At 63.5% G+C, this 21,602-nt stretch carries 15 protein-coding genes, 1 pseudogene and 1 riboswitch; of the genes and pseudogenes, 5 read left to right on the top strand and 11 right to left on the bottom strand.

Annotated elements, in window-relative coordinates:
- Positions 1 to 60: 60 nt before the first annotated feature.
- Positions 61 to 1,386, bottom strand: a complete 1,326-nt coding sequence (locus DELCS14_RS15065; protein WP_013802415.1) for a serine hydrolase — start codon at positions 1,384 to 1,386, stop codon at positions 61 to 63.
- Positions 1,387 to 1,552: 166 nt separating this feature from the next.
- Here DELCS14_RS15065 and DELCS14_RS15060 point away from each other — a divergent pair, with 166 nt between their 5' ends.
- Complete coding sequence (locus DELCS14_RS15060) at positions 1,553 to 2,479, top strand: LysR family transcriptional regulator (protein WP_013802414.1); 927 nt, start codon at positions 1,553 to 1,555, stop codon at positions 2,477 to 2,479.
- Positions 2,480 to 2,483: 4 nt separating this feature from the next.
- On the opposite strand, the gene DELCS14_RS15055 is transcribed toward DELCS14_RS15060, so the two are convergent.
- From DELCS14_RS15055 to DELCS14_RS15020, 8 genes are all read right to left on the bottom strand, one after another.
- Positions 2,484 to 3,266, bottom strand: coding sequence for a (2Fe-2S) ferredoxin domain-containing protein (locus DELCS14_RS15055; protein ID WP_228676758.1), 783 nt, complete (start codon positions 3,264 to 3,266; stop codon positions 2,484 to 2,486).
- Positions 3,253 to 4,041: an ABC transporter ATP-binding protein gene (locus DELCS14_RS15050; protein WP_013802412.1), complete on the bottom strand. Its 789-nt coding sequence runs from the start codon at positions 4,039 to 4,041 to the stop codon at positions 3,253 to 3,255. The genes DELCS14_RS15055 and DELCS14_RS15050 overlap by 14 nt, the downstream gene beginning before the upstream one ends.
- Complete coding sequence (locus DELCS14_RS15045) at positions 4,038 to 5,123, bottom strand: iron ABC transporter permease (RefSeq protein WP_013802411.1); 1,086 nt, start codon at positions 5,121 to 5,123, stop codon at positions 4,038 to 4,040. Before DELCS14_RS15045 ends, DELCS14_RS15050 begins: the two co-directional genes overlap by 4 nt.
- Entirely contained in the window at positions 5,110 to 6,162 is a 1,053-nt protein-coding gene (locus tag DELCS14_RS15040; protein ID WP_013802410.1) for an ABC transporter substrate-binding protein, read from the bottom strand. The genes DELCS14_RS15045 and DELCS14_RS15040 overlap by 14 nt, the downstream gene beginning before the upstream one ends.
- The gene (locus tag DELCS14_RS15035; protein ID WP_013802409.1) at positions 6,162 to 8,318 is read right to left on the bottom strand and encodes a TonB-dependent receptor; all 2,157 of its coding nucleotides are present in this window, start codon (positions 8,316 to 8,318) and stop codon (positions 6,162 to 6,164) included. Before DELCS14_RS15035 ends, DELCS14_RS15040 begins: the two co-directional genes overlap by 1 nt.
- Before the next feature lie 120 nt (positions 8,319 to 8,438).
- A riboswitch (cobalamin riboswitch) is annotated at positions 8,439 to 8,758 on the bottom strand.
- A gap of 12 nt (positions 8,759 to 8,770) precedes the next feature.
- On the bottom strand, positions 8,771 to 9,466 hold the full coding sequence (locus DELCS14_RS15030; RefSeq protein ID WP_013802408.1) for a 2OG-Fe(II) oxygenase: 696 nt from the start codon (positions 9,464 to 9,466) through the stop codon (positions 8,771 to 8,773).
- An 18-nt stretch (positions 9,467 to 9,484) separates the two neighbouring features.
- Complete coding sequence (alkB, locus tag DELCS14_RS15025) at positions 9,485 to 10,135, bottom strand: DNA oxidative demethylase AlkB (protein ID WP_013802407.1); 651 nt, start codon at positions 10,133 to 10,135, stop codon at positions 9,485 to 9,487.
- Between the two features lie 12 nt (positions 10,136 to 10,147).
- Positions 10,148 to 10,879 carry a 2OG-Fe(II) oxygenase gene (locus DELCS14_RS15020; RefSeq protein ID WP_043796155.1) on the bottom strand — a complete coding sequence of 244 codons (732 nt, stop codon included), beginning with the start codon at positions 10,877 to 10,879 and terminating at the stop codon, positions 10,148 to 10,150.
- 205 nt (positions 10,880 to 11,084) lie between these two features.
- Here DELCS14_RS15020 and DELCS14_RS15015 point away from each other — a divergent pair, with 205 nt between their 5' ends.
- From DELCS14_RS15015 to DELCS14_RS15005, 3 genes are all read left to right on the top strand, one after another.
- Positions 11,085 to 11,906: a hypothetical protein gene (locus DELCS14_RS15015; protein WP_013802405.1), complete on the top strand. Its 822-nt coding sequence runs from the start codon at positions 11,085 to 11,087 to the stop codon at positions 11,904 to 11,906.
- A 147-nt stretch (positions 11,907 to 12,053) separates the two neighbouring features.
- Positions 12,054 to 13,304: a hypothetical protein gene (locus DELCS14_RS15010; RefSeq protein WP_013802404.1), complete on the top strand. Its 1,251-nt coding sequence runs from the start codon at positions 12,054 to 12,056 to the stop codon at positions 13,302 to 13,304.
- Positions 13,301 to 15,499: an AAA family ATPase gene (locus DELCS14_RS15005; RefSeq protein ID WP_013802403.1), complete on the top strand. Its 2,199-nt coding sequence runs from the start codon at positions 13,301 to 13,303 to the stop codon at positions 15,497 to 15,499. The genes DELCS14_RS15010 and DELCS14_RS15005 overlap by 4 nt, the downstream gene beginning before the upstream one ends.
- A 498-nt stretch (positions 15,500 to 15,997) precedes the next feature.
- Here the strand turns inward: DELCS14_RS15005 and DELCS14_RS31400 are convergent, their stop codons facing one another.
- Positions 15,998 to 16,093, bottom strand: coding sequence for a hypothetical protein (locus tag DELCS14_RS31400; protein ID WP_267234582.1), 96 nt, complete (start codon positions 16,091 to 16,093; stop codon positions 15,998 to 16,000).
- A 1,181-nt stretch (positions 16,094 to 17,274) separates the two neighbouring features.
- Positions 17,275 to 18,344: pseudogene (gene mobH / locus DELCS14_RS31240) on the bottom strand (MobH family relaxase).
- A 414-nt stretch (positions 18,345 to 18,758) separates the two neighbouring features.
- Between mobH and DELCS14_RS29985 the strand changes: the two are divergent.
- Positions 18,759 to 21,563: a metallophosphoesterase gene (locus DELCS14_RS29985; RefSeq protein ID WP_013802401.1), complete on the top strand. Its 2,805-nt coding sequence runs from the start codon at positions 18,759 to 18,761 to the stop codon at positions 21,561 to 21,563.
- Positions 21,564 to 21,602 lie beyond the last annotated feature (39 nt).

Below are 21,602 nucleotides of genomic sequence, written 5' to 3'. Positions count from 1 at the left end.
TGCAGGCGGTGCCCCCTGGCCGCCGAAGCCTATGCGGGAAATTCGCGCCCCTTCAGCGCCTCAGCGCTCCCCAGCCAGCAGCCTGCCCAGCGCCTCGTAGGCGGGCAGCGAGGTCGGGTCATTGGCCGCATTGCCAGCCACCGGGTGGGAAGCGAAGCGCGCAATCACCATCTGTGCCTTGGGATCGATGTAGACGGTCTGGCCATGCACGCCGCGCGCCGCGAAGGCGCCATGGGCGTTGTGCGTGACCCACCACATGTTGCGATAGGTCCAGCCCGGCAGCAGCTTGTAGCCGGCCTTGGCAAAGGCCGCCGCATCGCCGCCACGGCGGATATCGTCCACGGCCGCTGCGGGAACGATCTGCTGGCCGTTGAACTGGCCCCGGTTGCGCAGCATCTCGCCAAAGCGCGCCAGGTCCCGCAGGCCCAGGTTCAGGCCGCCGCCTGCAAAGGGCGTGCCCGTGGAGTCCACCGACATGTAGGCATTCTGCTCGGCGCCCAGGCGGCTCCAGATGCGCTCGGACAGCAGATCGGCCACCGATTGGCCGCTCACGCGCGCCAGCACCCAGCCCAGCGCATCGGTATTGGCCGTGCGATAGCCGAAGGCCTTGCCGTGCACGCCTTCGGGCTTCACGGTCTGCAGGAATTCGTAGTAGCTGCGCGGCCCGGTGTAGTCCTTGGCCTTGGGCAGCGGGTTGCCCGCTGCCGCGTGCGCCCAGACCTCGGCCTGGGGATCCGCATAGTCTTCGCTGAAGCGAATGCCCGTGGTCATGTCCATGAGTTGGCGCACCGTGGCATTGCCGAAGGCCGAGGCCGCCAGCTCGGGCACGTACTCCGACACGCGGCGCGAGGGGTCGAGCTGCCCCTCGGCAGCCAGCATGGCCGCCAGCGTGCCGACGAAGGACTTGGTCACCGACATGGCGCCGTGCTGGCCTTCGGGTTTGAGCACGCCGAAGTAGCGCTCATAGATCACGCGGCCCTTGTGCAGCACCACGATGCCATCGGTGTAGTTGGCCTTGAGCGAATCGCGCCAGGTCATGGGCTGGCTGGCACCCAGGGGTGTGAAGCGCAGCTCGTCGATGTCTTCGCGCAGCGCCTGGGCCAGCGGCGCCGCAGGCGCCAGGCCGCGCGACACATTCACCGTGGGCATGAGCTGGCGAAAGTGCGAGACGCTCCAGCGCATGGCGGGAAACTGGAAATAGGAGCCGTCATCGAAGCGCAGCATCCGGTCCGGGGGTGGCGGCGAGCCCACCATCCAGCCCAGCTTTGCGGGGTCGCTCGCATCGGCATCGGGATAGGAGGGGGTCTTGGCTGCGGTGACCCCTGCCGTGGCTGTGGCGAACACAAGGCTGCCAGCCAGGGCACCGGCGAAATGTTTGAGCTGCATGGCGGCAACCATACTACGGTTGCCGGGGCGCCAAGATCCGCTGCCAAAGGATGGAAACCGGCTTCCATCCCAGGCCCTGCGCCCAGTTGGCGCAAGCACGACAAATGGCTTTCTCGTTGGACTAAGCTTCAAATAGTTTTTGAAAATCAAAGCCTGGCGAATGCCCATGAAAAGCCTGCAAGACCTGGATATCTTCGTGCGCACCGCAGACAGCGGCAGCCTCTCGGCCACGGCGCGTGCCCTGGACCTGACCCCGGCTGCGGCCAGCGCAGCGCTCAAGCGGCTGGAGGCAGAGCTGGGCGTGACCCTGTTCGTGCGCTCCACGCGCAGCCTGCGGCTCACGCAGGAGGGCGAGCTGTTTCTGGAGCACTGCCGCCCCGCGCTGGCCGGCCTGCGCCAGGTGCGCGACCAGTTGGCTGGCGGCCAGGCCGCTTTGCGCGGCACGCTGCAACTGGCCGCCCCCTCCGACCTGGGCCGCAACGTGCTCATGCCCTGGCTGGACGAGTTCCAGAGCCAGCACGCAGGCGTGGATCTGCGCCTGCACTTGTCCGACCGCGCGGCCAATGTCTACAGCGAGCCCGTGGACGCGGCTTTTCGCTATGGCAGGCCGCAGGATTCCAGCCTGGTGGCCTTGCCGCTGTCGGACACGCACCGCCGCGTGCTCTGCGCCGCGCCTTCCTATCTGCAGCAGCGTGGCGCCCCCGCCACGCCCCACGACCTGGCCGGCCATGACTGCCTGTGCTTCATGCTGGGCGAGGAAGTGCACGACCGCTGGAGCTTCTGGCCGGCAGGGCAGGGGGCAGCCGTACCAGAGCCCGTCCATGTCCGGGTGCGCGGCCGCAATGTGGCCAATGACGGAGATGCCGTGCGGCGCTGGGCCGTGGCCGGGCGGGGGATTGCCTACAAGTCGTATTTCGACGTGGCCGAGGACCTGGCCCGGGGCCGCCTTCTTGCGCTGTGCACCGACTGGACGACCGAGTGCGTTCCGCTGTTCCTGGTCGCCCCCAGCCGCAGGCAGTTCACGCCGCTGGTGCGTGCGTTGCGGGATTTTGTGGCGGTGAGGCTGGCGGAGCTGGAGGCGGCACAGCCCTGATCCATCACGAAGCCCGCGTCCCCAGCTCCACAGGCCCGTGCACATGGTGCTCCGCGCAGACCTGCCGCGAGAGCACATGGGTTTCGATCACTTCGGCGGCATTCTCGGCCGTGAGCCGCCCGTACCAGACGCCGTCCGGATAGACGATGGCCAGCGGACCATGGTTGCAGGGGTACTGGCAGCTGGTCTGCAGCAGGCGCAGCCTGGCACGCAGTTCGCTGCTGGCCTGCACGGCCTCGCCCAGGCTTTGCCAGACGGCCACGGCGCCCAGGGCGGTGCAGCGCGGTCCCGTGCAGACCAGGGCGTGGTGCTGGTGGTCCGGCACCTGGGACCAGGCCTGGGGATCGTGCTGCCATTGGTCGCCTGCGGTTTCGGCCACATCCGGGGTCTGCAGTGCTTGCCTGATCTGCGGCAGCAGCAGCGCGGGCATGGCGGGGGCGCCCAGCAGATGGTCGGCAAACCGCACCTGCACGCCCTGGTCCGGCAACTGCGAGCGCCAGCGCATGGCCAGCTTGTGCAGCCAGCGCAGCAGGGCAGGCTCGTCGGGCGAGAACAGGGGCAGCACGACGATGGAGCGGGCCGGCAGGCACTGCTGCAGCGCCGCGGGCAGCGAGGGGGCGGCCTTGTCCACGAAGGATGTGACGACCTTGCAGGCCGGCTCCAGCGTCTGGCGCAAGGCATCGGCCAGTTCGATCAGGCTTTGGCGCGATGCTGCGCCCGTGCCGCCGCGGCCCAGCACGATGACGGCGTCGGGCCCGGGCGGAATGGATGTTTCAGAGGAGTTCATCGGGAATGAAGCTGATGCGCAGCCGGCCGGTGGCGGCATGGATGTCCACCTCCGCAGCCACGCCGTAGACCTGGCCGATGGTGGCCGGGGTCAGTACCTGGGCCGGTGTGCCATGGGCAACGATGCGGCCTTGTTCCATGAGATAGAGACGGTCGCAGTAGTGGGCGGCGATATTGAGGTCGTGCAGGGCGACGATGCTGCTGATCTGCAGGCGCCGTACCAGTGACATCAACTCCAGCTGATGGCGTATGTCCAGGTGGTTGGTGGGCTCGTCCAGCAGCATCAGCCGAGGCTGCTGGGCCAGCGCGCGGGCCACGAGAACGCGTTGCTTCTCGCCGCCGGAAAGGCTGGAGAAACGCCGCTCCTCCAGCGCCAAGGCATTCACCTGGGCCAGCGCCTGCCGCATGCAGGCGAGGTCCTCGGCGCTGTCGCCCGCCCAGGGGGACTGGTGGGGGATGCGGCCCATCATCACCGCCTCGCGCACGGTGAAATCAAAGCTCTGCGGCGCCTCCTGCGCCAGGACCGAGACCTGGGCCGCGAACTCGCGCGCCGTCATGTCCCGGATGTCGCGCTGGTCCAGCAGCACGCAGCCCGCGTCGGGGCGCAGCACGCGGTAGAGCATGCGCAGCAGGGTGGATTTGCCGCTGCCGTTGGGGCCGATGAGCCCCACGCATTCGCCGCTGTGCAGGGCGAGGCTGGCCTGGTCCACGATGCGCCGGGCGTCGGCACGCCGGGCATCGGCGCTCCAGCACAGGTCCTGGGCTTGCAGCTTCATGGGCCGCGCCCTCCCTGCACCGGCTGGCGCACCAGCATCCAGACGAAGAAGGGTCCGCCGATCAGCGAGGTGATCACGCCCACGGGCAGTTCCATGGGCGCAAAGGCCGTGCGCGCGACAAGATCCACCAGCACCAGCAGCAGGGCGCCGGCCAGGGCGGCCACGGGCAGCACGCGCCGGTGGTCCGTGCCCACCAGCATGCGCGCGGCGTGCGGCACGATCAGCCCCACAAAGCCGATGGCGCCGCTGACCGCCACCATGGTGCCCGTGAGCAGCGACACCGCCAGGAACAGTGCGCGCCGCAGCCGTGCCGTGTCCACGCCCAGCGTGGCGGCGGCCTCGTCACCGGCCAGCAGGGCGTTGAGCGGGCGCGTCTGCAGCCCCAGCCAGAGCATTCCCGCGGCCAGCACGGCAGCGGGAATGCCCAGTTCCTCCCACTGCGTGCCGGCCAGGCTGCCCAGCGTCCAGGTCAGCAGGGCATTGGCCAGGTCGCGCTGGCCCGATGACAGAGTGATCAGGCTGGTCACGCCCGCCAGCACATAGCCGATGGCCACGCCACCCAGGATCAGCCGCGTGGCGTGGATGCGGCCCTGGGAGCGCGCCAGCAGGTAGACGGCGACGGTGGCCGCCAGCGCCCCGGCAAAGGCCCCGGCCGTGAGGGCGTACATGCCGGCCGAGGCCAGCGCACCGAAGGCCAGCACGGCCACCGCGCCCACCGACGCGCCCGAGGACACGCCCAGCAGATAGGGATCGGCCAGCGGATTGCGCACCATGGCCTGCATGATGGTGCCCACCACGGCAAGCCCCGCGCCCACCAGGGCCGCCAGCAGCACGCGCGGCATGCGGATCAGCCAGACGATCTGCTGGTGCTGCGGCGTGATGCCCTCCAGTGGCGGCGGCTGCATGCCCAGCACCTGCAGCAGCCGGCTCCAGGCAATGCGCCAGACCGTGCCCGCCGGCATGTCCACGGGCCCCCAGGTGATGGCCAGCGTCATCACCAGCAACAGGGCCGCGAACAGCAGCAGGCACCAGAGGCGGGCGGCGCCCGGGCGCCTGGGCCAGCGGGAGTCAGTTGGCCGCATGGCTGGGCGCCGGCATGCGGTCGGGGTGCAGGGCCTGCGCCAGGGCGCGGGTCCGCGCAATATTGCGCGGGCCGGGCGTGGCCTCGGCATAGGTCATCACGAAGAACCGCTTTTCGCGGATGGCATCAACGCCGGCCAGCTCGGGCTTGGCCAGCAGGAAGTCGATCTTGCCCTGCGCATGGGGCTGGCCGTAGTCGATGATGACGATCCACTGCGGATTGCGCTGCACCACGTCCTCCCAGTTGCCTGCAGGCCAGTTGCTGGGAATGTCGTCGAAGATGTTGCGCCCGCCCGCTTCCTCGATCATGGCCTGCGGCATGCCGTAGCGGCCCACGGTCACGGGGATGTCCTGGCCGCTGTCGTAGACGAAGACCGAAGGCCGCTGCCGCACGCCCTGCATGCGCTCGCGCAGGTCCTTCAGGTCGCGCTCCAGCCCCTGCGCCAGTTGCTCGGCATGGGCGTCGATGCGGAAGATGCGGCCCAGGTTGCGCAGGTCGGTCAGGCCGTCTTCCAGCGCCACCTGGCTGCGCGGCCCCACGCGGATGCACGATTCGGACAGCACATATGAGGCAATGCCGTGGCGCTGCAGCACCTCGGGCGTGATCTGGCCCTGGCGAAAACCGTAGCTCCAGCCTCCGAAGACGAAATCTGCCGAGGCGCCCAGGATGGCCTCCAGGTTCATCTCGCGCTCCGCCAGCCGCGGCACGCGGGCCAGCTGGGCCTGGAAGGCCGGGTCGATCTGCTTGGCCTGCGTGATACCGCTGTAGCCCACCAGCCGATCGCCCAGGCCCAGAAAGAGGAACATCTCGGTGATGTTCACGTCATGGGTCACGGCGCGCAGCGGTGCGCTGGCGTAGGTCACGGGGCTGCCGCAGACATTGACGGTCACGGCCGCCTGCGGTGCGGCAGCCGGTGCCGGCAGTTCACTGGTGGTGCCGGAATCGCTGCGCGAGCAGCCGGCCAGCAGCAGGGTGGCCGCCAGGGCGCCAGCGCACAGGCCGTGGAGACCGTGGAGGCTTTTGGAGCGCGCCATGGCCATCAGAACCGGATATGGGCCGCGATCTCGAAGCGGCGGCCTTGCCCGACCAGGAACTGGCTGCCGTAGCTCGATCCCACATAGACCCTGTCGGCCAGGTTGCGGCCGATCAGGCTCAGGGTGGTGCGCGGGTCCACCTGCCAGCTCAGCGCGGCGTCGGCCACGGTGTAGGCGGGCAGGTTCACGGTATTGGCGTTGTTGCCAAAGCGGTCACCCACGTAGCGCAGGCCCAGCGAGGCCTGCCAGGCGCCCACGCGGTAGTGGCCCCAAAGGTTGGCCGTGGTCTTGGCCACGTTCTGCGGACGGTTGCCTGCGCGGTTGCCGCCGGCCTCGATGAGCTTGTCGAACTGGGCGTCCACATAGGACAGATTGCCCTCCAGGCGCAGGGCGGGCGTGGCCTGGAAGGTGGCGGTGGCTTCCGCCCCGCGCGAGGACTGGCTGCCGCCCTGGATGGAGATGGCCGGCCGGTCCGGGTCGCGCGTGATGATGTCGTCCTTCTTGATGTCGAACACGGCCAGCGTCCACTCTCCGCGCCCGCCGGCCACCTGCTGCTTGATGCCGATCTCGGCCTGGCGGCCCTTGCTCAGCTTGTAAGCCGTGTTGGCCAGGTTCAGCGACACCAGGCTGTTGACGGGATCGTGTCCCGAGCTGATCTGCCCATAGACATGGGTGTTGCGGGCCAGCTCATAGGTCAGGCCCAGGCGCCAGGAGGTGGCGGCCAGCGTCTTGTTGAAATCCGTGCCGCCCACCAGCGAGTGGCTGGCAAAGTCGTAGACATCGCGGCGCAGGCCGGCCATGGCCAGCCAGCGGTTGCTGATGCGCCAGGCATCTTCCAGGTACAGGGCATGCTGGGTCACGCCGGTTTCTGTCTTGGCGGCGGTGAGATCGGGGCTGGCCCAGCTGCCATGCACGGGATCCCAGGCCGAGACCGTGGACGAGCCGCCATAGGGCGAGTTGTTGGACAGCCGCAGGTTGATGCGCGCGGCCTCCCAGCCCATGGCGATCTTGTGCGAGCCCCGGTCCACGTTCAGGCCCAGGCGGTTGCCGGTCTGCTCCAGGTCGTGCAGGATTTCCAGGTAGTCGGAGCGGCCCACGGTCCAGGTGGCGGGGTTGAGCGCGTAGGCCTCGATGTTGCGCCAGTGGCGGTCGGACTTCACGTGGTACAGCTCGTTGCGCACCGTCAGCCAGTCATTGGCCTTCCATTGCACCTTGGCGCGCAGGCGCTCGTCGGCATAGCGCAGCACGCTGTCTTCGGCGTTGTAGTTGCGGTCGCGCAGCGACTCCACCACCTTGCCGTCCAGGCCCGGCGTGCCCCAGTAGCGGCTGGGCTTTTGCACGCTGCGGTCGGCAATCAGGTCGATCTGCAGGTCGCTCGTGGGCTCCAAGCGCAGCGTGCTCATGAACTTGCCGTTGCGCGACTGGTCCAGATCGCGCTCGCCTGCGCTGCGTGCGGTGTAGCTGTCGATGCGGTAGCTGGCATAGGCGCCCAGGGCGCCGGTCACGCCCAGGCCCAGGCGCAGCGTGTCGTCCGTGCCCGCGCCCACCAGCACCTCGGCCGAGCTGGTGCGGCTGGGCTGCTTGCGGATGGCGTTGACCGTGGCGCCCATGGTGCCGCTGCCATACATCAGCGAGGCCGGGCCGCGCAGCACGTCGATGCGCTCGTAGCCCCAGCTGTCACCCGGATAGGCCGTGGTGCCGGCGGCCACGCCCAGCACCATGCCGTCTTCGGCCACGCCCACGGAGTTCACGCCCGCAAAGCCGCGGCTGCTGAAGGACAGGCCACCATTGCCCGGCGTGCTGCTGGAGGTCAGGCCCACGGTGCGCGTGACGGCGTCCACCAGGGCGTAGTCGCCGCGCTCCTGCATCTGCTCGGCAGAAACACCATCCACGCTGGCCGGCACTTCCTGGTTGGAGACGCCGGTATGGCTGGCAGAGCGCGCAGGCTGGGCCAGTTGCTGGCCGATGCGTTCGGCCTGGCCGGTGACCTGGACCTCGGGCAGGGCGGTTGATGGGGGCGTTGGGGTGGGGGTTTGTGTTTGAGCCTGCGCCGGCAGGCAGATGAAGGCGCAGGCCAGGGCCAGCGGGCTCAGCCGCACGGAAAGGGACTGGGCAGCGCGAGCGCTGGAAACCCTGGAAAAGGAAGAATGCATTTCGAACATCGGTCTTCGACCGTCTGATGCGAAAGCAAGGCACTGCCACCTCTCCAGCCAGCGTGGGAGGAAAGGGCGCAGGACGTTGCCATCCGCACCCCGCAGACAGTCAAGAAAACGCCTGCACAGCAGGCGAGAAACGCAGCAGGCCGGTCTCCGGGCTCACAAGCGGCGCAAGGACATGCCTTGCGCCCAGCGCCCCGTCTTCCCAATCCACCCGCGAAAAGCTGCATGTTGCAGACCACGCCATGAATCAGTGACAGCCTGTCATCGCCCCTCCGCAGGGTTGCGGAGACTGGCGGGACAGGCATGGAGCGCCTTGACTTGTTTACCGTTGCGGGGGCAGCCAAGGCCTGTGCCGGCAGCGCAAAAAGCATTTGCTGGCAGTCACCTTGTTCCCGTTTCATCCCCATGGCTGGCATGCGGACACCTGTTGCACGGATGCCTTTGCAGGCGCGGCATTATAGCCAGCGCTCTGTTTGCAGAGCCTTGGGCGCCTGGGGCACGTCGTGCAACAGCAGCTCCAGACCCAGCCACTCGCCACGGTGAACGCGGCTGATGGCATGCCGCAGGTGCACGCGGTAAAAGCCTGACGCACCGCGCACCGGGCGCGGCCCCGTGGCGATGATGGCCGCATCCCCCAGGCCCAGCGGCAGCACCATGGGGCGCGATTGCATGCGCGGGCGCTGCTCGGTCATCACGAATTCGCCGCCCTCGAAATCCTGGCCCGGCCGGGACAGCAGCAGCACCAGCTGCAGCGGAAACACCGCCGCACCTTCGCTGTATGAACGCAGCGGGGCATGACCCGCTTGCGGCACGCGCAGCAGATGTGGCTGTGGCTGTGACTGCGGCTGCGTCTGGCCTGCTTGCCTGCCCGCACGCATGAAATCCTCGAAGCAGCCCGGCAACTCAGGCTGCATGCCCATGTGTTCGCGCCAGCGGTTGGCCAGGGCCAGCAGATGCCCGTACAGCACCGGGCGCCATGCCTGCATGGAGGGCGGCAGGCCAGACGCGGCGGCCGCCTCGCGGGCCAAGGCGCGGCTTTCATCCGCAGTCAGCAGCTGCGGCAGCAGGGCATGGCCTTCGGCATCGAGCTCAGCGGCAATCCGCGCCCAATTCAGGCGCGCGAAGCGATCCTGGCTGTTGAGCCTATCCATTTCAGACCGTCCAACCATTCAGCCCGCCTTGCGAAAAGTGAGATTGATGCGCCGCCCGCCCAGCAGCGGGTGAGGCTGGTCCTTGAGCGGCAGCACGCCGTGATGGCGCAGCCGATCCACGCCGCCCCAGACCACCACGTCGCCATGCTGCAGCGGCACCCTGGCCGTGCTGTCCGCCCGCGCCAATCCTCCAAACAGAAAAGTGGCCGGCATGCCCAGGGACACCGAGACAATGGGCGCGCCCAGGTCGCGCTCGTCGCGGTCCTGGTGCAGGGAAAGCCGGGTGCCGGGCAGGTACTGGTTGATGAGGCAGGCATCGGGCACAAAACCTTCGAACCCCGCCGCAGCGGCCGCCTCGCCCGCCAGCCGGACAAACAGGGCCGGCATGGCGGGCCAGGGCTGGCCGCTGAGTGGGTCGATGGCGCTATAGCGGTAGCCGCGCCTGTCGCTGGTCCAGCCCAGCGCGCCGCAGTTGGTCATGGCCACCGACATGGTGAAGCCGCCCGGCGTGACCAGATGGCGCAGCGGCGCCCGCGCCGCAATGCCTTCGACCGCCTCCAGCAGCTGCGCGGCATGTGGCAGGGCATGGCCGCGCAGCACCACGGATTGGGGGCCTATGGATTCGGCCCCGGTGGGCTGTTCATCGGCGAAAAGATCCAGCGTGCTCATACCGGCCATCCATCAAAGTGCGTCATGAAAGATCAGCCCCACGGTATGGCGATGGCCGCTGTGGATGCGGCTGACCCCATGGCGCATGGCCACGCGGCGGTAGCCGGTGCGCCGCCCGGGCACGGGCCGGTGGCGCACGGCCAGGACCAGCGCATCGCCCTGGTCCAGTGCCATCACGTCGGCCCGCTGCCGGTCGCCATCGGCCTGGGTGATGACGAACTCGCCACCCGTGAAGTCCTGCCCGGGCCGCGACAGCAGCAGCACCACCTGCAGCGGAAACACATGCTCTCCATAGACATCCTGGTGCAGGCAGTTGTAGTCGCCCGCACCGTATTGAAGGATGAGCGGCGTGGGCCGCAACTGGCCCTGCGCGTGGCAGCGCGCCAGGAAGTCCTGCAGCCGGTCCGGATAGCGCACCTCCAGCCCCATGCGCTGGTTCCAGAGATTGGCCACCGGCGCCAGGCTCAGATACAGCTGCTCGCGCAGGCGCTGCAGCAGCGGTGGCAAGGGGTAGTCGAAATATTGGTACTCGCCGCGCCCGAAACCGTGGCGTGCCATGACGATGCGGGAGCGAAAGCCGTCCTCCCTTGCGTAAAGAGCGGCCAGGTCGCGGCACTGCTGCGCATCCAGCAGGCCGGGCAGGCGCGCGCAGCCTTGCTCATCGAGCTGGTGCTCCATCTGCGTCCAGTGGCAGGGCGGGGCGGATTCGCAAGCTTCGTTGTCGAAAAGACCGAGGTTGTGCATGGCGGGCTGGGTTGGCGGTATGGGCGCTGTGGGCAATTGCCGCAGTCTAGGGCGGCGCCGCAGCGCCTGCATCCCGCTTCTTGCAGTGGACAGAATGTCAACCGGTGGGAGCGCCTGCCAGCCGCGTGCTGGACAGGCCTGGGAGGGCCGGCTGGCGGCTGCAATTGAACAATCGCGGCATTCCTGCAAACGCCTCAGGCCCGCCATGTCCAGCAACGTCCATCACCTCTATCTGTTCTTCGATACGCCCCTGCAGCTGCGCCGCGTGCAACTGATCTGCCAGTACCTGGCCCGGCAGTCCTGGGAGCAGGCCGAGCGCTGGATCCATGAGCTGGACCCCGCCCTGGACCGGTCCGCGCTGTGGGATGACGACTGGGTCAATGCCAGCGCCCTGGGCCATCCCCAGCACCTGGAGCTGGGCTTTGACACCCGCACCACGGCCGGCATGCCCTGGCGATTGCTGGAGACGCTGTTCCAGCACGGGCTGCAGGCGGCGGTGCTGCATGTCTTCTACGACCAGGTGGGCGAGAGCGAGCGCTACCACTTCGATGCCGGCCAATGGGTCAGCCACCACGCCTGGCTGTCCCGTTACCCGGAGCGCCAGGTGCTGGTCGATACGGATGGCGAGGTCTACCCGCAGCCCGGCCAGGAAGAGGGCGCCGACGGCACCGCCCTCACCAATCCGGCCCAGCCCATGACCATCACCCGGCTGCGCGAGCGGGACCAGGAGCGTGACCGCCAGGCCCAGGAATCCGTGCAGGCCCTGCTGGACACCATGGCCAGCCTGCGCAAGAGCGGCGTGTCGCCCGTGCAGGGCATCGTGGGGCTGTTCATGCTGCGGGCCGGCTTTCGCGGGCTGTGCGAGGCCGTGGCCTTCACCGTCATTGCGGCCCTGGCCTTCAGAGGCAAGGGACTGTGGCTCTGGCTGGCTTTGGGATTGGTGCTGGCGGTGGTGCTGCCGCTGTACCGCATGGCCGGCGCGCGACGGGAGTTTGCGGGGCAGGGTGGCGGGGATGCCGCATCCTGAGACAATCCGCGCTCGGCAAAATGAAACAAATTGCACAAGACCAGCTGAATCCCAGGAGAGGGTGAACAGGATGAGGATACGGACCATGGCCCCGGCAGGACGGATCTGCGCCAGCAGGCGCTGTTTTCCTGAGCGGAGCCGTCGCTGATGCAGCCCACTGCCATTGAACAGGGGGCTGCCGTGGCACCAGGCGTTCACGAGGATTTCGGCCATTTGCTGGGGCTGTATATGCGCCGCATCCGCGCCAGCGCCTCGGGCGTGGCCACCGAGATCGGGCTGAGCCGGGAAGCCGTCAACAACTGGAGGAATGGGGTTTCCCTGCCCAATCCACGCTCGCGCGACCGGCTGGCCGCCTGCGCCCAGTACCTGCGCCTGACGGAGGCGGAGACCAATCGCCTGTTCTCCGCCGCTGGCTTTGCCACGGAGTTTCCGCTGCAGGCCCCCGCCGCCGGCGCCCAGCCTTTTGCAGGCTTCATGGACCGGCTTTTCGCCCAGCTGGCCCAGGCCCGGCCCTATGCCATCACCATGCTGCTGTCGCCCGCGCACTGGGGGCAGCCCCCGTTTCGCCAGGAACTGCTGCTGCGCGCCCGCGCCCAGTATGGCGCCGAGGCGGTGTTGCACATCCAGCCGCCCTACAGCGTGAGCACGGCTGCGGCCGACTACTTTGCGGCCCTGGGCCGGCAATGCGGGCTGGGCGAAGTGGGCTCGGACTACGAATTCGAGGCCCTGCTGGAAAAGCGCCTGCTGGCCGGCGGCCGGCTGTTCTGCCTGGTCAGCCGCTTCGAGCAGGGCACGGCGCAGCTGCGCGAGACACTGGCCGGCATTCTGCGCAGCCTCAGCGAAATGCACAGCGGCCGCCTGCACTTGCTGCTGTGCGGCAGCGAGGCCCTGGCCGACCTCAAGTACCGCAGCGGTGACCTGTCGCTGCTCAACATCGGCCAGGTGGCCCACTGGCCCGATCCCACGCTGGAAGACCTGGCCCTGATGGCGCGCCAGCGCTGGCCCGGCACGGCCTGGCCGGCCGAGGTCATCGAGGCATTGCAGGCGCTGACGGGCGGGCATCCCGCGCTTTTCGAGGAAGCGCTGCAATGGCTGGTGGAGCAGGGCGTGGGCGTCGCTTCCGTGCACTCGCCCCTGCTGCGCGCCCATCTGGTGGCCAGCGCGCGCCTGTGGCAGACCTTGCTGCCCCTGGCGCAGGAACCTGCCACGCGCGAGCAACTGCGCGGGCTGGTGGATGCGGCATCGCTGGGCCGTGCACGCCCCTATCTGCAGGATGCCGTGCTGCGGCGCCTGTTCTGGGGCAATCTGCTGCAGGTGCGCGGAGCAGGTGAGGGCGCCCATCTGCACTGGCGCTGCGACATTGCCCGCGAAGCCGCCGTGGCGGTGCTGCAGGCATGAGCGGCCTGGGCCGGCTTGTGCAACTGCCCAGATCCTGGTGGCGCGCCGCGCTGCTCGCCTTGGTCACGCTGTTCATCGGCACGGCCATCCTGCTGCCCCGCTACAACCCCGTCACCCGCAGCAGCCTGCAGGGCGCGGAAAGCTCGGGCCGGGTCTGGAACGAAATCATCCTGTGGCGCCTGGCCCTGATGGACTATGTGCGCCAGCATGAAAGCTGGCCGCAGGACCTGGCCAGCGTGGCGCCGGACATTGCCGAACCACGCGTGCGCATGAGCTCGCCCAGTCCATTCGTGCTGCAGGCGGACGTGGTGCGCGACAGCCAGATGGGCGTGCTCGCCGGAACCCAGGTCCTGCTGCAACTGGACAGGCAACGCTGGGACTGGAGCTGCCAGGGCGGCCTGCCTCCGACTCCGCCGCGCTACCTGCCGCTGAACTGCAGCCCCTCGCCGGGCCAGCCCGAGCATGAACCCTTTGGATGGCTGCGCAGCGTCATCTGGACCAGCGCACTGGTCTTTGGCTGCCTGGCCCTGCTGTGGCTGGTGCGCCATCCGCTGATAGGCCCGGCACAGCTCAAGCCCGAGCGCCTGCGCCGCAAGCCCTACCAGCATCTGCCCCAGCTGGACCGGCTGCTGCGGCTGACCGGCCGCCGTTCCGCCGTCCTGCGCGCTGCAGGCATACGCCCGCCGGACTGGCAGCGGGCCCTGCGCCTTGCCGGCGCAAGCCCAGGCGCCCGCGTGCGGGCCCTGGCCGAACGCCTGTCCGCCGTCTGCAAAACGGCGCAAGGCGAGTGGCCCGTGCCCGGCGACATGTTCGAGTGGACGCTGCCACCCGAGCTGCCCATCGCCCTGGGCCGTTGCCTGGTCTATGCACCCCCGGCGGAGCTGGAAGAGGGCGAGCTTGTGCGCCAGCTGCGCCTGCTGCAAACCGGCGGCGATGTGGTGCTCATCGTGAGCCCGCACCATCCGCAGTCGCCCATGCCGCTGCTGCAGCGCCATGCCCAGGACCGCGCCAACCTGCACGTGCTGCTGGACAGCCCGGGGCAGACCGAATGGCTGCTGGGCGGCGCTCCGGACCAGGTGCTGCTGCGGCTGCTGGCCACGCAGTTGCAGGTCACGCGCATATCGCCCTACCAGACGCGCGGCGGCGTAACGCGCGAGGACGTTTTCTTTGGCCGCGAGCGCCTGCTGGCCCGCGTGCTCAACCGCGAACCGGCCAACTACCTGGTCGTGGGAGGACGCCAGCTCGGCAAAAGCAGCCTGCTCAAGGCCGTGCAGCGGCGGCTGCAGGAGCATCCGGCCATCGCCTGCCACTACATCTCGCTGCGCGACCACCGCCTCACGCCGCGCCTGGCCACGCAGTTCGGCCTTCCCGTGGAAACACCGCTGGAGGCCATCATCGAACACCTGCAAAAGCAGTCGCAGGGCAGGCGGCTGTACCTGCTGATCGACGAGGCCGACCTGTTCTTCCGCGACGAAGCCCGCAATGGCTACCCCCAGCTCAGCGCCTTGCGTGCGCTGAGCGAGGAGGGCCGTTGCTGGTTCATGCTGGCGGGATTCTGGGATCTGTACGCGGCAGCGCTGCTCGACTACCAGTCGCCGCTGCGCAACTTCGGCGAAATCCTGGCCATTGGGGGATTGGAGCCAGCGGCATGCCACGCCCTGGCCACCGAACCGCTGCGCAGGCTGCGCCTGGGCTTTGCCAACGACACTCTGGCCGAGCGGCTGATAGAGGCCAGCGGCAGGCGCGCCAACCTGGTCGCCATCCTCTGCCAGGAATGCCTGGAAGCCCTGGGACCCGATGAACGCGTCATCGAAGAACGCCACCTGCGCCAGGCCATGGCATCCCAGCCCGTGCAGGACGCGCTGGTGGGATGGGGCCGCTTGAGCACCGACGAACAGGCCTGTCGCCTGGACCGCATCGCCGTCTATCACACGGCCCAGCAAGGACAGACCAGCCTGACCGCACTCGACGCCCTGGTCCAGTCCCACGGCGCCACCGGCCAGGCCCAGGCCTTGCGCCGGTCCCTGGCACGCCTGCAACTGGCCTACGTCCTGCGCCGCGATGAAACCCACGGCGTGCACGATGCAAGCTACGTCTTCACCATCCCGCTGCTGCAGCGCCAGTTCGAGCCACAGGAAACCGCGCTTTTACTGAAGCAGGAGCTTGAAGGCCTGGAAACCGTCCTGAACAGCTGAAAACGAAGCTGGCAAGGCACTGGAGGAGTGCCTTGCCTTGGCTCTCAGGCCGTTATCTGCGTTTATTATTTAACATAATATACATCGTATCTGTCAGATGATCTCTAAAAAGTGAGCTTTTAAGCGGATCACAGTAGTGGCAGTCACTAACTATGTCCCGAGCACCAGTCGGCTGCTCAGGTCCCTCCAGTTCACGCGTCAGCTTTGTGCTGGCCCAGGTGTCTGACTCGCACATCTCCCTGTACTCACGCGCAGCCGCAGGACACACAAAAATCATCCCACGCTGCGGCGCTCGAAACGGCAACATGATTACCTGATGAGGATTGAGCAAGGCATCCCAGAGATGGCGGGCCGAGACCACCCCGCGTGCATATGCTGTCAATACGTTCCAGCGATACAGCGCCCGGTGCTGCCAAGGCCTCGATCTCCACAGACCAAGGCGCTGGTCCACATCCAGATCCACCTTCGGCTCTTGGTTTTTAGAAAGTGCGTTGAATCTCATAAGTCCTTCGTGGCCAGCTCAGTTGGGCTTTCTGCCAGGTCGGCATGTTCCTGAGCAAATTTCTTGAAGATCAGCGGCGAAACCAACGCCATGCCTTGCTCGACAAAATGCACTGCTGCCCCCGTCCAACTCGCTGGGCTCGTGCGTAGGCCTTTCCTGGCCATCGATCTTGGGTAGCTGCTGCAAGAGCAGCACCGGCTGTGGGTCGTCTGAGCGTGCGGCCTGTGGCTCGGTCCTGGAACGCACCACGACCGTGGGCAAGTCATCGAGCTCGTCGCTCAGGCTCCGGAACTCCGAAGCGACGCTCGCGGCGCGCCGAGTAGGAGGGACAGGCATTGGTGGCGTCGCCTCGGGCGCAGGCACTGCTGCAGGTTCAGATGAAAGGATCTGGGCTGTAGGCTGTGCTGGAGGCTCTGGCGTAGCCTGGGCCTCGTCCAGGCCTGCGGCAGCTTTTGATGATTGCTCGCGCACCGCACCGCCCTCCTCCCTGGCCCGCGCGGGCTTCGGTGGCCGTGGGCCTTTCTTGGGTCGCATCGCTGCTGCAGTTTCGGCCTCATCGAGGAAGTCACTCTGGTCGAGCAGGTAGGCTGCATCGCCTGGGTCAAAATCGATTGAAGATCCCGCCGCCAGCGGCGGCGCTGGTAGTGCAGCATTCTCAGGTTGCCGAACTGGTCCAGGTACTGGTTCTGCCTTGATTGCTGGGCCAGCTTCTGCTGGAGCCGTTGCAGGGGCACGTCCGGGTGCAGGAGTATTCCGGGGGCTCACTGGCGTTGCATCAATCTTTCGTGCCTGATGTGCTGTGCCAGTTTCGGATTGCATTGCAGGCGACTTTGCCGCAGCAGATGGTGCCCTGAACGCCGGTTCACGCATGACTGCCGCAAGCTTCAATTCCTGCTTGCTGGGCGCCTTGGGCGCAGTTGCAGCTGCAGGCGTGCGAGCACTGGCTGGTAGTGCTGCAGCTTCGGGTGCATGGCCTGCCGCATCCTCCCTACCACCAGAACCTGCCGCAGGAATCTGCAGTTGCACGGCCTGTGATGAGGCCCCGCCCTCCCCGGCCTCATTTGCGTTTTTACCGCAGGACCAATCTGCCTTGCATGGGCGCCTGATACTTGCTCTCGTGCGAAAAGACCTTGGCCAAGGGAAATCTCAGCATGGCCAGGTCGTGCTCATAACCTCCTCGATCTGCCGCAGCTTCGGATGCCTCTCCATGCACGGTCACATGCCAGATAGCCTGCCCGGTGGCCGGGTTCAGGTCGATGACGCCATAGTCCTGTCAGGTGTCGAATAGCCGATCGTTCTTCGAGTCCCCTGGTACAGCCTCATCGGGCGCATTGCGCTTGATCCATTCGCGCACCGAATCCGCCAAGCGCTTGGCCACGAACCAGATGGCTCCCTCAAACACCCAGGCCGCGCCACCTGAGCGGTTCAGCGGCAGCTCGGTGCCTGCCTGCAGCATGCTGGTGATGGCCTGCATCAGCAAGTCGATCAACGGCTTGGACTTCGAGGTCGGGAAGCGGCCCTTGTGACCCGACAGCAGAGCGCGCTGCGTCGAGGCCTGGTCGGCTCGGCGCACCAGCTGGGCCACCAAGCTGTCGCGGTCCTGGCCGCGGAGATACTGCTCCAGGGCGTCCATGGCTGCGGGCGTCTGGGCCAGGAACACGAGTGCCGACTTTGGAGCAATGCGCGACAGCAGCAGCTGCGCCAGTTTGCCGTGGGCGCTGTAGTCGCGCTGGCTCTTGGGCGTGAAACCGACCAGGTATTCGGCGGCAGCACGCCGGGCCGTGATCTGAACCAGACTGCCGCCTGCAGGTGTCCAGCGAATCGAATCGGCCATGCCATCACAACGTCACTGGATCCGCAGATCGGTTATGGGCTTGGCGATGTCGTGCAGCAGCGCGACGAAGAACACCACGTAGCTCCACTGGTCGCGCTGCGCATCGATCTCCTCGATCTGAGAGCCACCGGGTAGCAGCATGGCGTTGCGCCAGGTCAGGGCTGCCAGCACCATCTCGATGGTGTGTGAAAGTAGTCCCCCGGCGTGGCATGGTGATGCGCCTCTGACGCAGGCATCAATTGCACGAACGCTGCGTATCGATGGATGGCCGGCAACAGATCACGCTCCCAGACTTCACGGCTCTGGTGAGACTGGCGCCACATAGCATCCACAGCCTTCTCTGCGCGCACGACAGCGGGCAGCTGATCGGAGGTCAACACCCGAAGCCAGCCGAGTTCGATTCCAGCCACCGTAGGCGTCGCCGTTGAAGCAGGCTCGGCGACTGAAGAAGGCCCTTTCAATTCCTCTTCGCGCTGCGGCAACCTGCAATGTTTTGTCCAAGGCAGCATAGTCAGCAGCAGCGCAGCAAAGCCCTTCATCTTGTCAACCAACATGGTCCGGATTTTCGCTTTATGGGGGAAATGACGCACCTATGAACGCTGCGCTGAGTGTAAAGACCCGCGAAGTCTGAGAGGCCCCTCGAGATACGAGGTAAGTGATCGGGAACATTCGAATGCCATGGTTGTGCACCATACGGACGACGCTGCGCCAGGTCATCACGAAACGTTCGTATATCACCACAGGTTTTATGCTTGACATCTTTATGTTTTTATGAAAATACACGATAGTTCGTTCATGCGGAACGCAATCTGATCTAAGATCGAGTTGAACAACGCAACGCGATTTCTCGAAATAACGCCTAAACCTTTATCTCTAAATACTGGCAGATGGTGTATATGATAATTACGAAGGACATTATAGTAATGAGTACCGTTAAGTGGCTGCATTTATCCGATTTTCATTTCGGAGTAAATGAGTTTGAACAAGCTTTTTCAGCAAATAAGATTGTCCAGCATTTGAAAGAATTGCACAAAGATGGAGTTAACCCTGACTTTATTTTTATAACGGGAGATGTTGCGAATTCTGGAAAGAAATCTGAATATGCACAGTTTGTTGAGCATCTCATTTCACCGATCATAGAGATTTATGGAAATGATTATCTCGACAATATATTTACAGTTCCTGGAAATCACGATTTAAATCGTAATATTAATCAAGAATTCAGTAAAGAAAAATTTGTTAGACCTGAATCCAAGTCTTTCAATCCGGAAATAGGGTCTGCAATAAATCGGGAAATGCTTGCCAAGAGGTTTCAAGATTTCTTTGAGCATAATTTATGCGAAATCTCAAATTTAATTAATTCTGACAGTGGTGCATTCATCGTTAAACGGCAAATAAATTCATCTGAAATCGGCATTGTTGGACTTAATACTGCTTGGCTCTGTGATGGAGATAAAGATAAAGAAACGTTGACTCCGGGCGTACCAATTCTAAGAGAGGCTCTGGAAAGAATATCAGATTGCCAAATCAAGTTCGTACTTGGACACCATCCCCTTGATTGGCTCTACCAATCACATAGGCATGCAATTCAAGCACTCTTAGGATCAAAAAATGCTATTTATTTGCATGGCCATATGCACACTGAGTCATTTTCTAGCAGCCTAAACGGATCAGGAGAATTTATTTCTGTTCAAGCAGGAGCAGCATGGCAATGCCCTGAGGGAGGAAAGTGGAAAAATGGTTTTATGTGGGGCGAAGCTGATTTACATAATAGTATTTTTCGATTCCAGCCTTTCAATTGGAGTTTTCTCAACCAGTGTTGGACACTTGATGGAACCAGATTTCACGAAAGTTACCGAAACGGTGAATGGTGGGAAATTGAAGCACCACGAGCTCGAACGAAGTCAAATTATATACAAAGGCCGAAAAGTACGCCACTGGCAGGATGGGATATCAAGGATCTGGACACACTCGAACGTTACACTACGAAGCTCAAGGAAGATGAATCTATTGCATATTTTGATGGCGCCACCCCTACTTGGTCTGTTGCGCTTTCTGATTCTATTCCTAGAAGAGAAATTGTTAGTAAGGTAATTAGAAATTTCCGCACTGAAGTAACAATTCCTTTGGTCTGCGTTATTCTCGGTGCTGGCTGCGAAGGAAAGACAACGGCACTTCTACAGTCATGTTTAGAGATATTGCGCACAAATAAGTCAAAAAAACTACTCTTCAGAACAAATCACACACGTGCATTTAGCGCAACTGATTTTTTAGAGATATTACGGAGCCACAACGACTGGCTGTTTGTCATCGATGAGGCAGATCAAGTAGCGAAGGATATTTTGCAATTCATTGATGCAGGATTTAATGGCTTCACTGGACGAATTGATTTTTTACTTGCAAGCAGGGATTCCGATTGGCAATCGTCTGGAGCAAAGAGCTTAGCATGGACTTTTAAGGCTAAATATAAAGAAGAAATACTGAAAGACCTTAGCATTAAAGATGCCGAACTCATCGTCAAGTCGTGGGGTAACTATGGTAGCAAGGGCTTGGGTGAAGAGCTTTCAAGACTCCCTGAAGATGAACGCGCAGACAAGCTTCGCTTTTATGCAAGAAAGGAGTCAAAAGGAAATTCAGATGCCTTTTTCGGCGCACTTCTCATGTCCCGTCATGGGAATGACTTGCTGGAGCATGCTGAATCAATGCTCATGCGGTTGAACGAGGTTGAACTGCAAAATGATTTCACACTCAAGGACGTGCTTGGATATATCGCCGCCATGCATTTTGAAGGGTTTGACAAGCTCAGTTTCGCAGCACTTGCAGGGCTATTGGAAATATCCATACCTAAGTTGCAGAGTCAAGTTCTTCGTCAACTCGGCAAGGAAGCGGCTGCTACGAGCACATCAACAACTATTTTTACGCGTCATAAATATATCGCTGCGGCTATAATTGATGTTTTAGAAAATAGGTTTGATGAGGATATTTCACATTACTACGTGGATCTTGCTACTTCTGAAGTGATAAGAGCAAGAACTGAACAAGTTAACGACCTGGCGTTTTGGCGATTTGAGATGGTTGAGAAGCTATTCTTATCTGGAAAAACACGGCTTGCGATTGACATAGCCCTTAAGGTTTACGAAACTGAGGGATCTTTTAATGTATTGACTAAGCTTGCGTCTTTATACAGGCGTCAGAAAAATGCAGATCAAGCTGTCCCTCTATTTAGAAATTTCGGTCAAAATCCAAACCATCGCGGTTTTTATTTCGAGTGGGGTGTGTGCGAAGGCATGTTGCGGAATAATTCTGAAAATGCCCTTTTGGCTTCATATGCACTCAGCGATCAATCTGAGACCAATTCTCTGACTGTTGAAAATGCAAGAATCTACTTAAGCGGCCTTTCCACTTGCTGCGACAAGCTACATATTTCTTTTGCAGACCGAATATTTAGAGAGGCAGAATCCGCTTGTAATTCATTATTGTTAATTCTAAAAAATAATGAAACATCAAGAAATTCAGAATACAATGAATTAATATCCCGATTTGAAAAAGATGTATCAAAGAGGCGGAAAAGGATGTACACAAGAATTGAGTCTTTTAAAATTATAAGCGACCTAGTAAAAAATCTTGAGCAATATGGTATTGCGCAAGAAGTTAGACGCGCGGTTGATCCAACATCGATGTCATTTACATCATTCGATCGAATAATCAGAAATATAGAAGCTCTTTAGATGAACTAACATAGCTCTAATCGAATTCTGCCGGAAACA

This window comes from Delftia sp. Cs1-4 (assembly GCF_000214395.1).
In the GTDB taxonomy this organism is placed as follows: Bacteria; Pseudomonadota; Gammaproteobacteria; order Burkholderiales; family Burkholderiaceae_C; genus Comamonas; species Comamonas acidovorans.
The sequence above is the reverse complement of the archived record's forward strand: the minus strand, read 5'-3'. Positions and strand labels throughout refer to the sequence as shown.

Bases quoted from the DNA above. Each gene is read 5' to 3' on its own strand.
- DELCS14_RS15010 (WP_013802404.1), top strand. From the start codon at position 12,054: ATGCAGCCCACTGCCATTGAACAGGGGGCTGCCGTGGCACCAGGCGTT.
- alkB (WP_013802407.1), bottom strand. From the start codon at position 10,135: ATGAGCACGCTGGATCTTTTCGCCGATGAACAGCCCACCGGGGCCGAA.
- DELCS14_RS15055 (WP_228676758.1), bottom strand. From the start codon at position 3,266: ATGAACTCCTCTGAAACATCCATTCCGCCCGGGCCCGACGCCGTCATC.
- DELCS14_RS15060 (WP_013802414.1), top strand. From the start codon at position 1,553: ATGAAAAGCCTGCAAGACCTGGATATCTTCGTGCGCACCGCAGACAGC.
- DELCS14_RS31400 (WP_267234582.1), bottom strand. From the start codon at position 16,093: ATGGCGTTGGTTTCGCCGCTGATCTTCAAGAAATTTGCTCAGGAACAT.
- DELCS14_RS15065 (WP_013802415.1), bottom strand. From the start codon at position 1,386: ATGCAGCTCAAACATTTCGCCGGTGCCCTGGCTGGCAGCCTTGTGTTC.
- DELCS14_RS15045 (WP_013802411.1), bottom strand. From the start codon at position 5,123: ATGCGGCCAACTGACTCCCGCTGGCCCAGGCGCCCGGGCGCCGCCCGC.
- DELCS14_RS29985 (WP_013802401.1), top strand. From the start codon at position 18,759: ATGAGTACCGTTAAGTGGCTGCATTTATCCGATTTTCATTTCGGAGTA.
- DELCS14_RS15040 (WP_013802410.1), bottom strand. From the start codon at position 6,162: ATGGCCATGGCGCGCTCCAAAAGCCTCCACGGTCTCCACGGCCTGTGC.
- DELCS14_RS15050 (WP_013802412.1), bottom strand. From the start codon at position 4,041: ATGAAGCTGCAAGCCCAGGACCTGTGCTGGAGCGCCGATGCCCGGCGT.
- DELCS14_RS15035 (WP_013802409.1), bottom strand. From the start codon at position 8,318: ATGTTCGAAATGCATTCTTCCTTTTCCAGGGTTTCCAGCGCTCGCGCT.
- DELCS14_RS15020 (WP_043796155.1), bottom strand. From the start codon at position 10,879: ATGCACAACCTCGGTCTTTTCGACAACGAAGCTTGCGAATCCGCCCCG.
- DELCS14_RS15030 (WP_013802408.1), bottom strand. From the start codon at position 9,466: ATGGATAGGCTCAACAGCCAGGATCGCTTCGCGCGCCTGAATTGGGCG.
- DELCS14_RS15005 (WP_013802403.1), top strand. From the start codon at position 13,301: ATGAGCGGCCTGGGCCGGCTTGTGCAACTGCCCAGATCCTGGTGGCGC.
- DELCS14_RS15015 (WP_013802405.1), top strand. From the start codon at position 11,085: ATGTCCAGCAACGTCCATCACCTCTATCTGTTCTTCGATACGCCCCTG.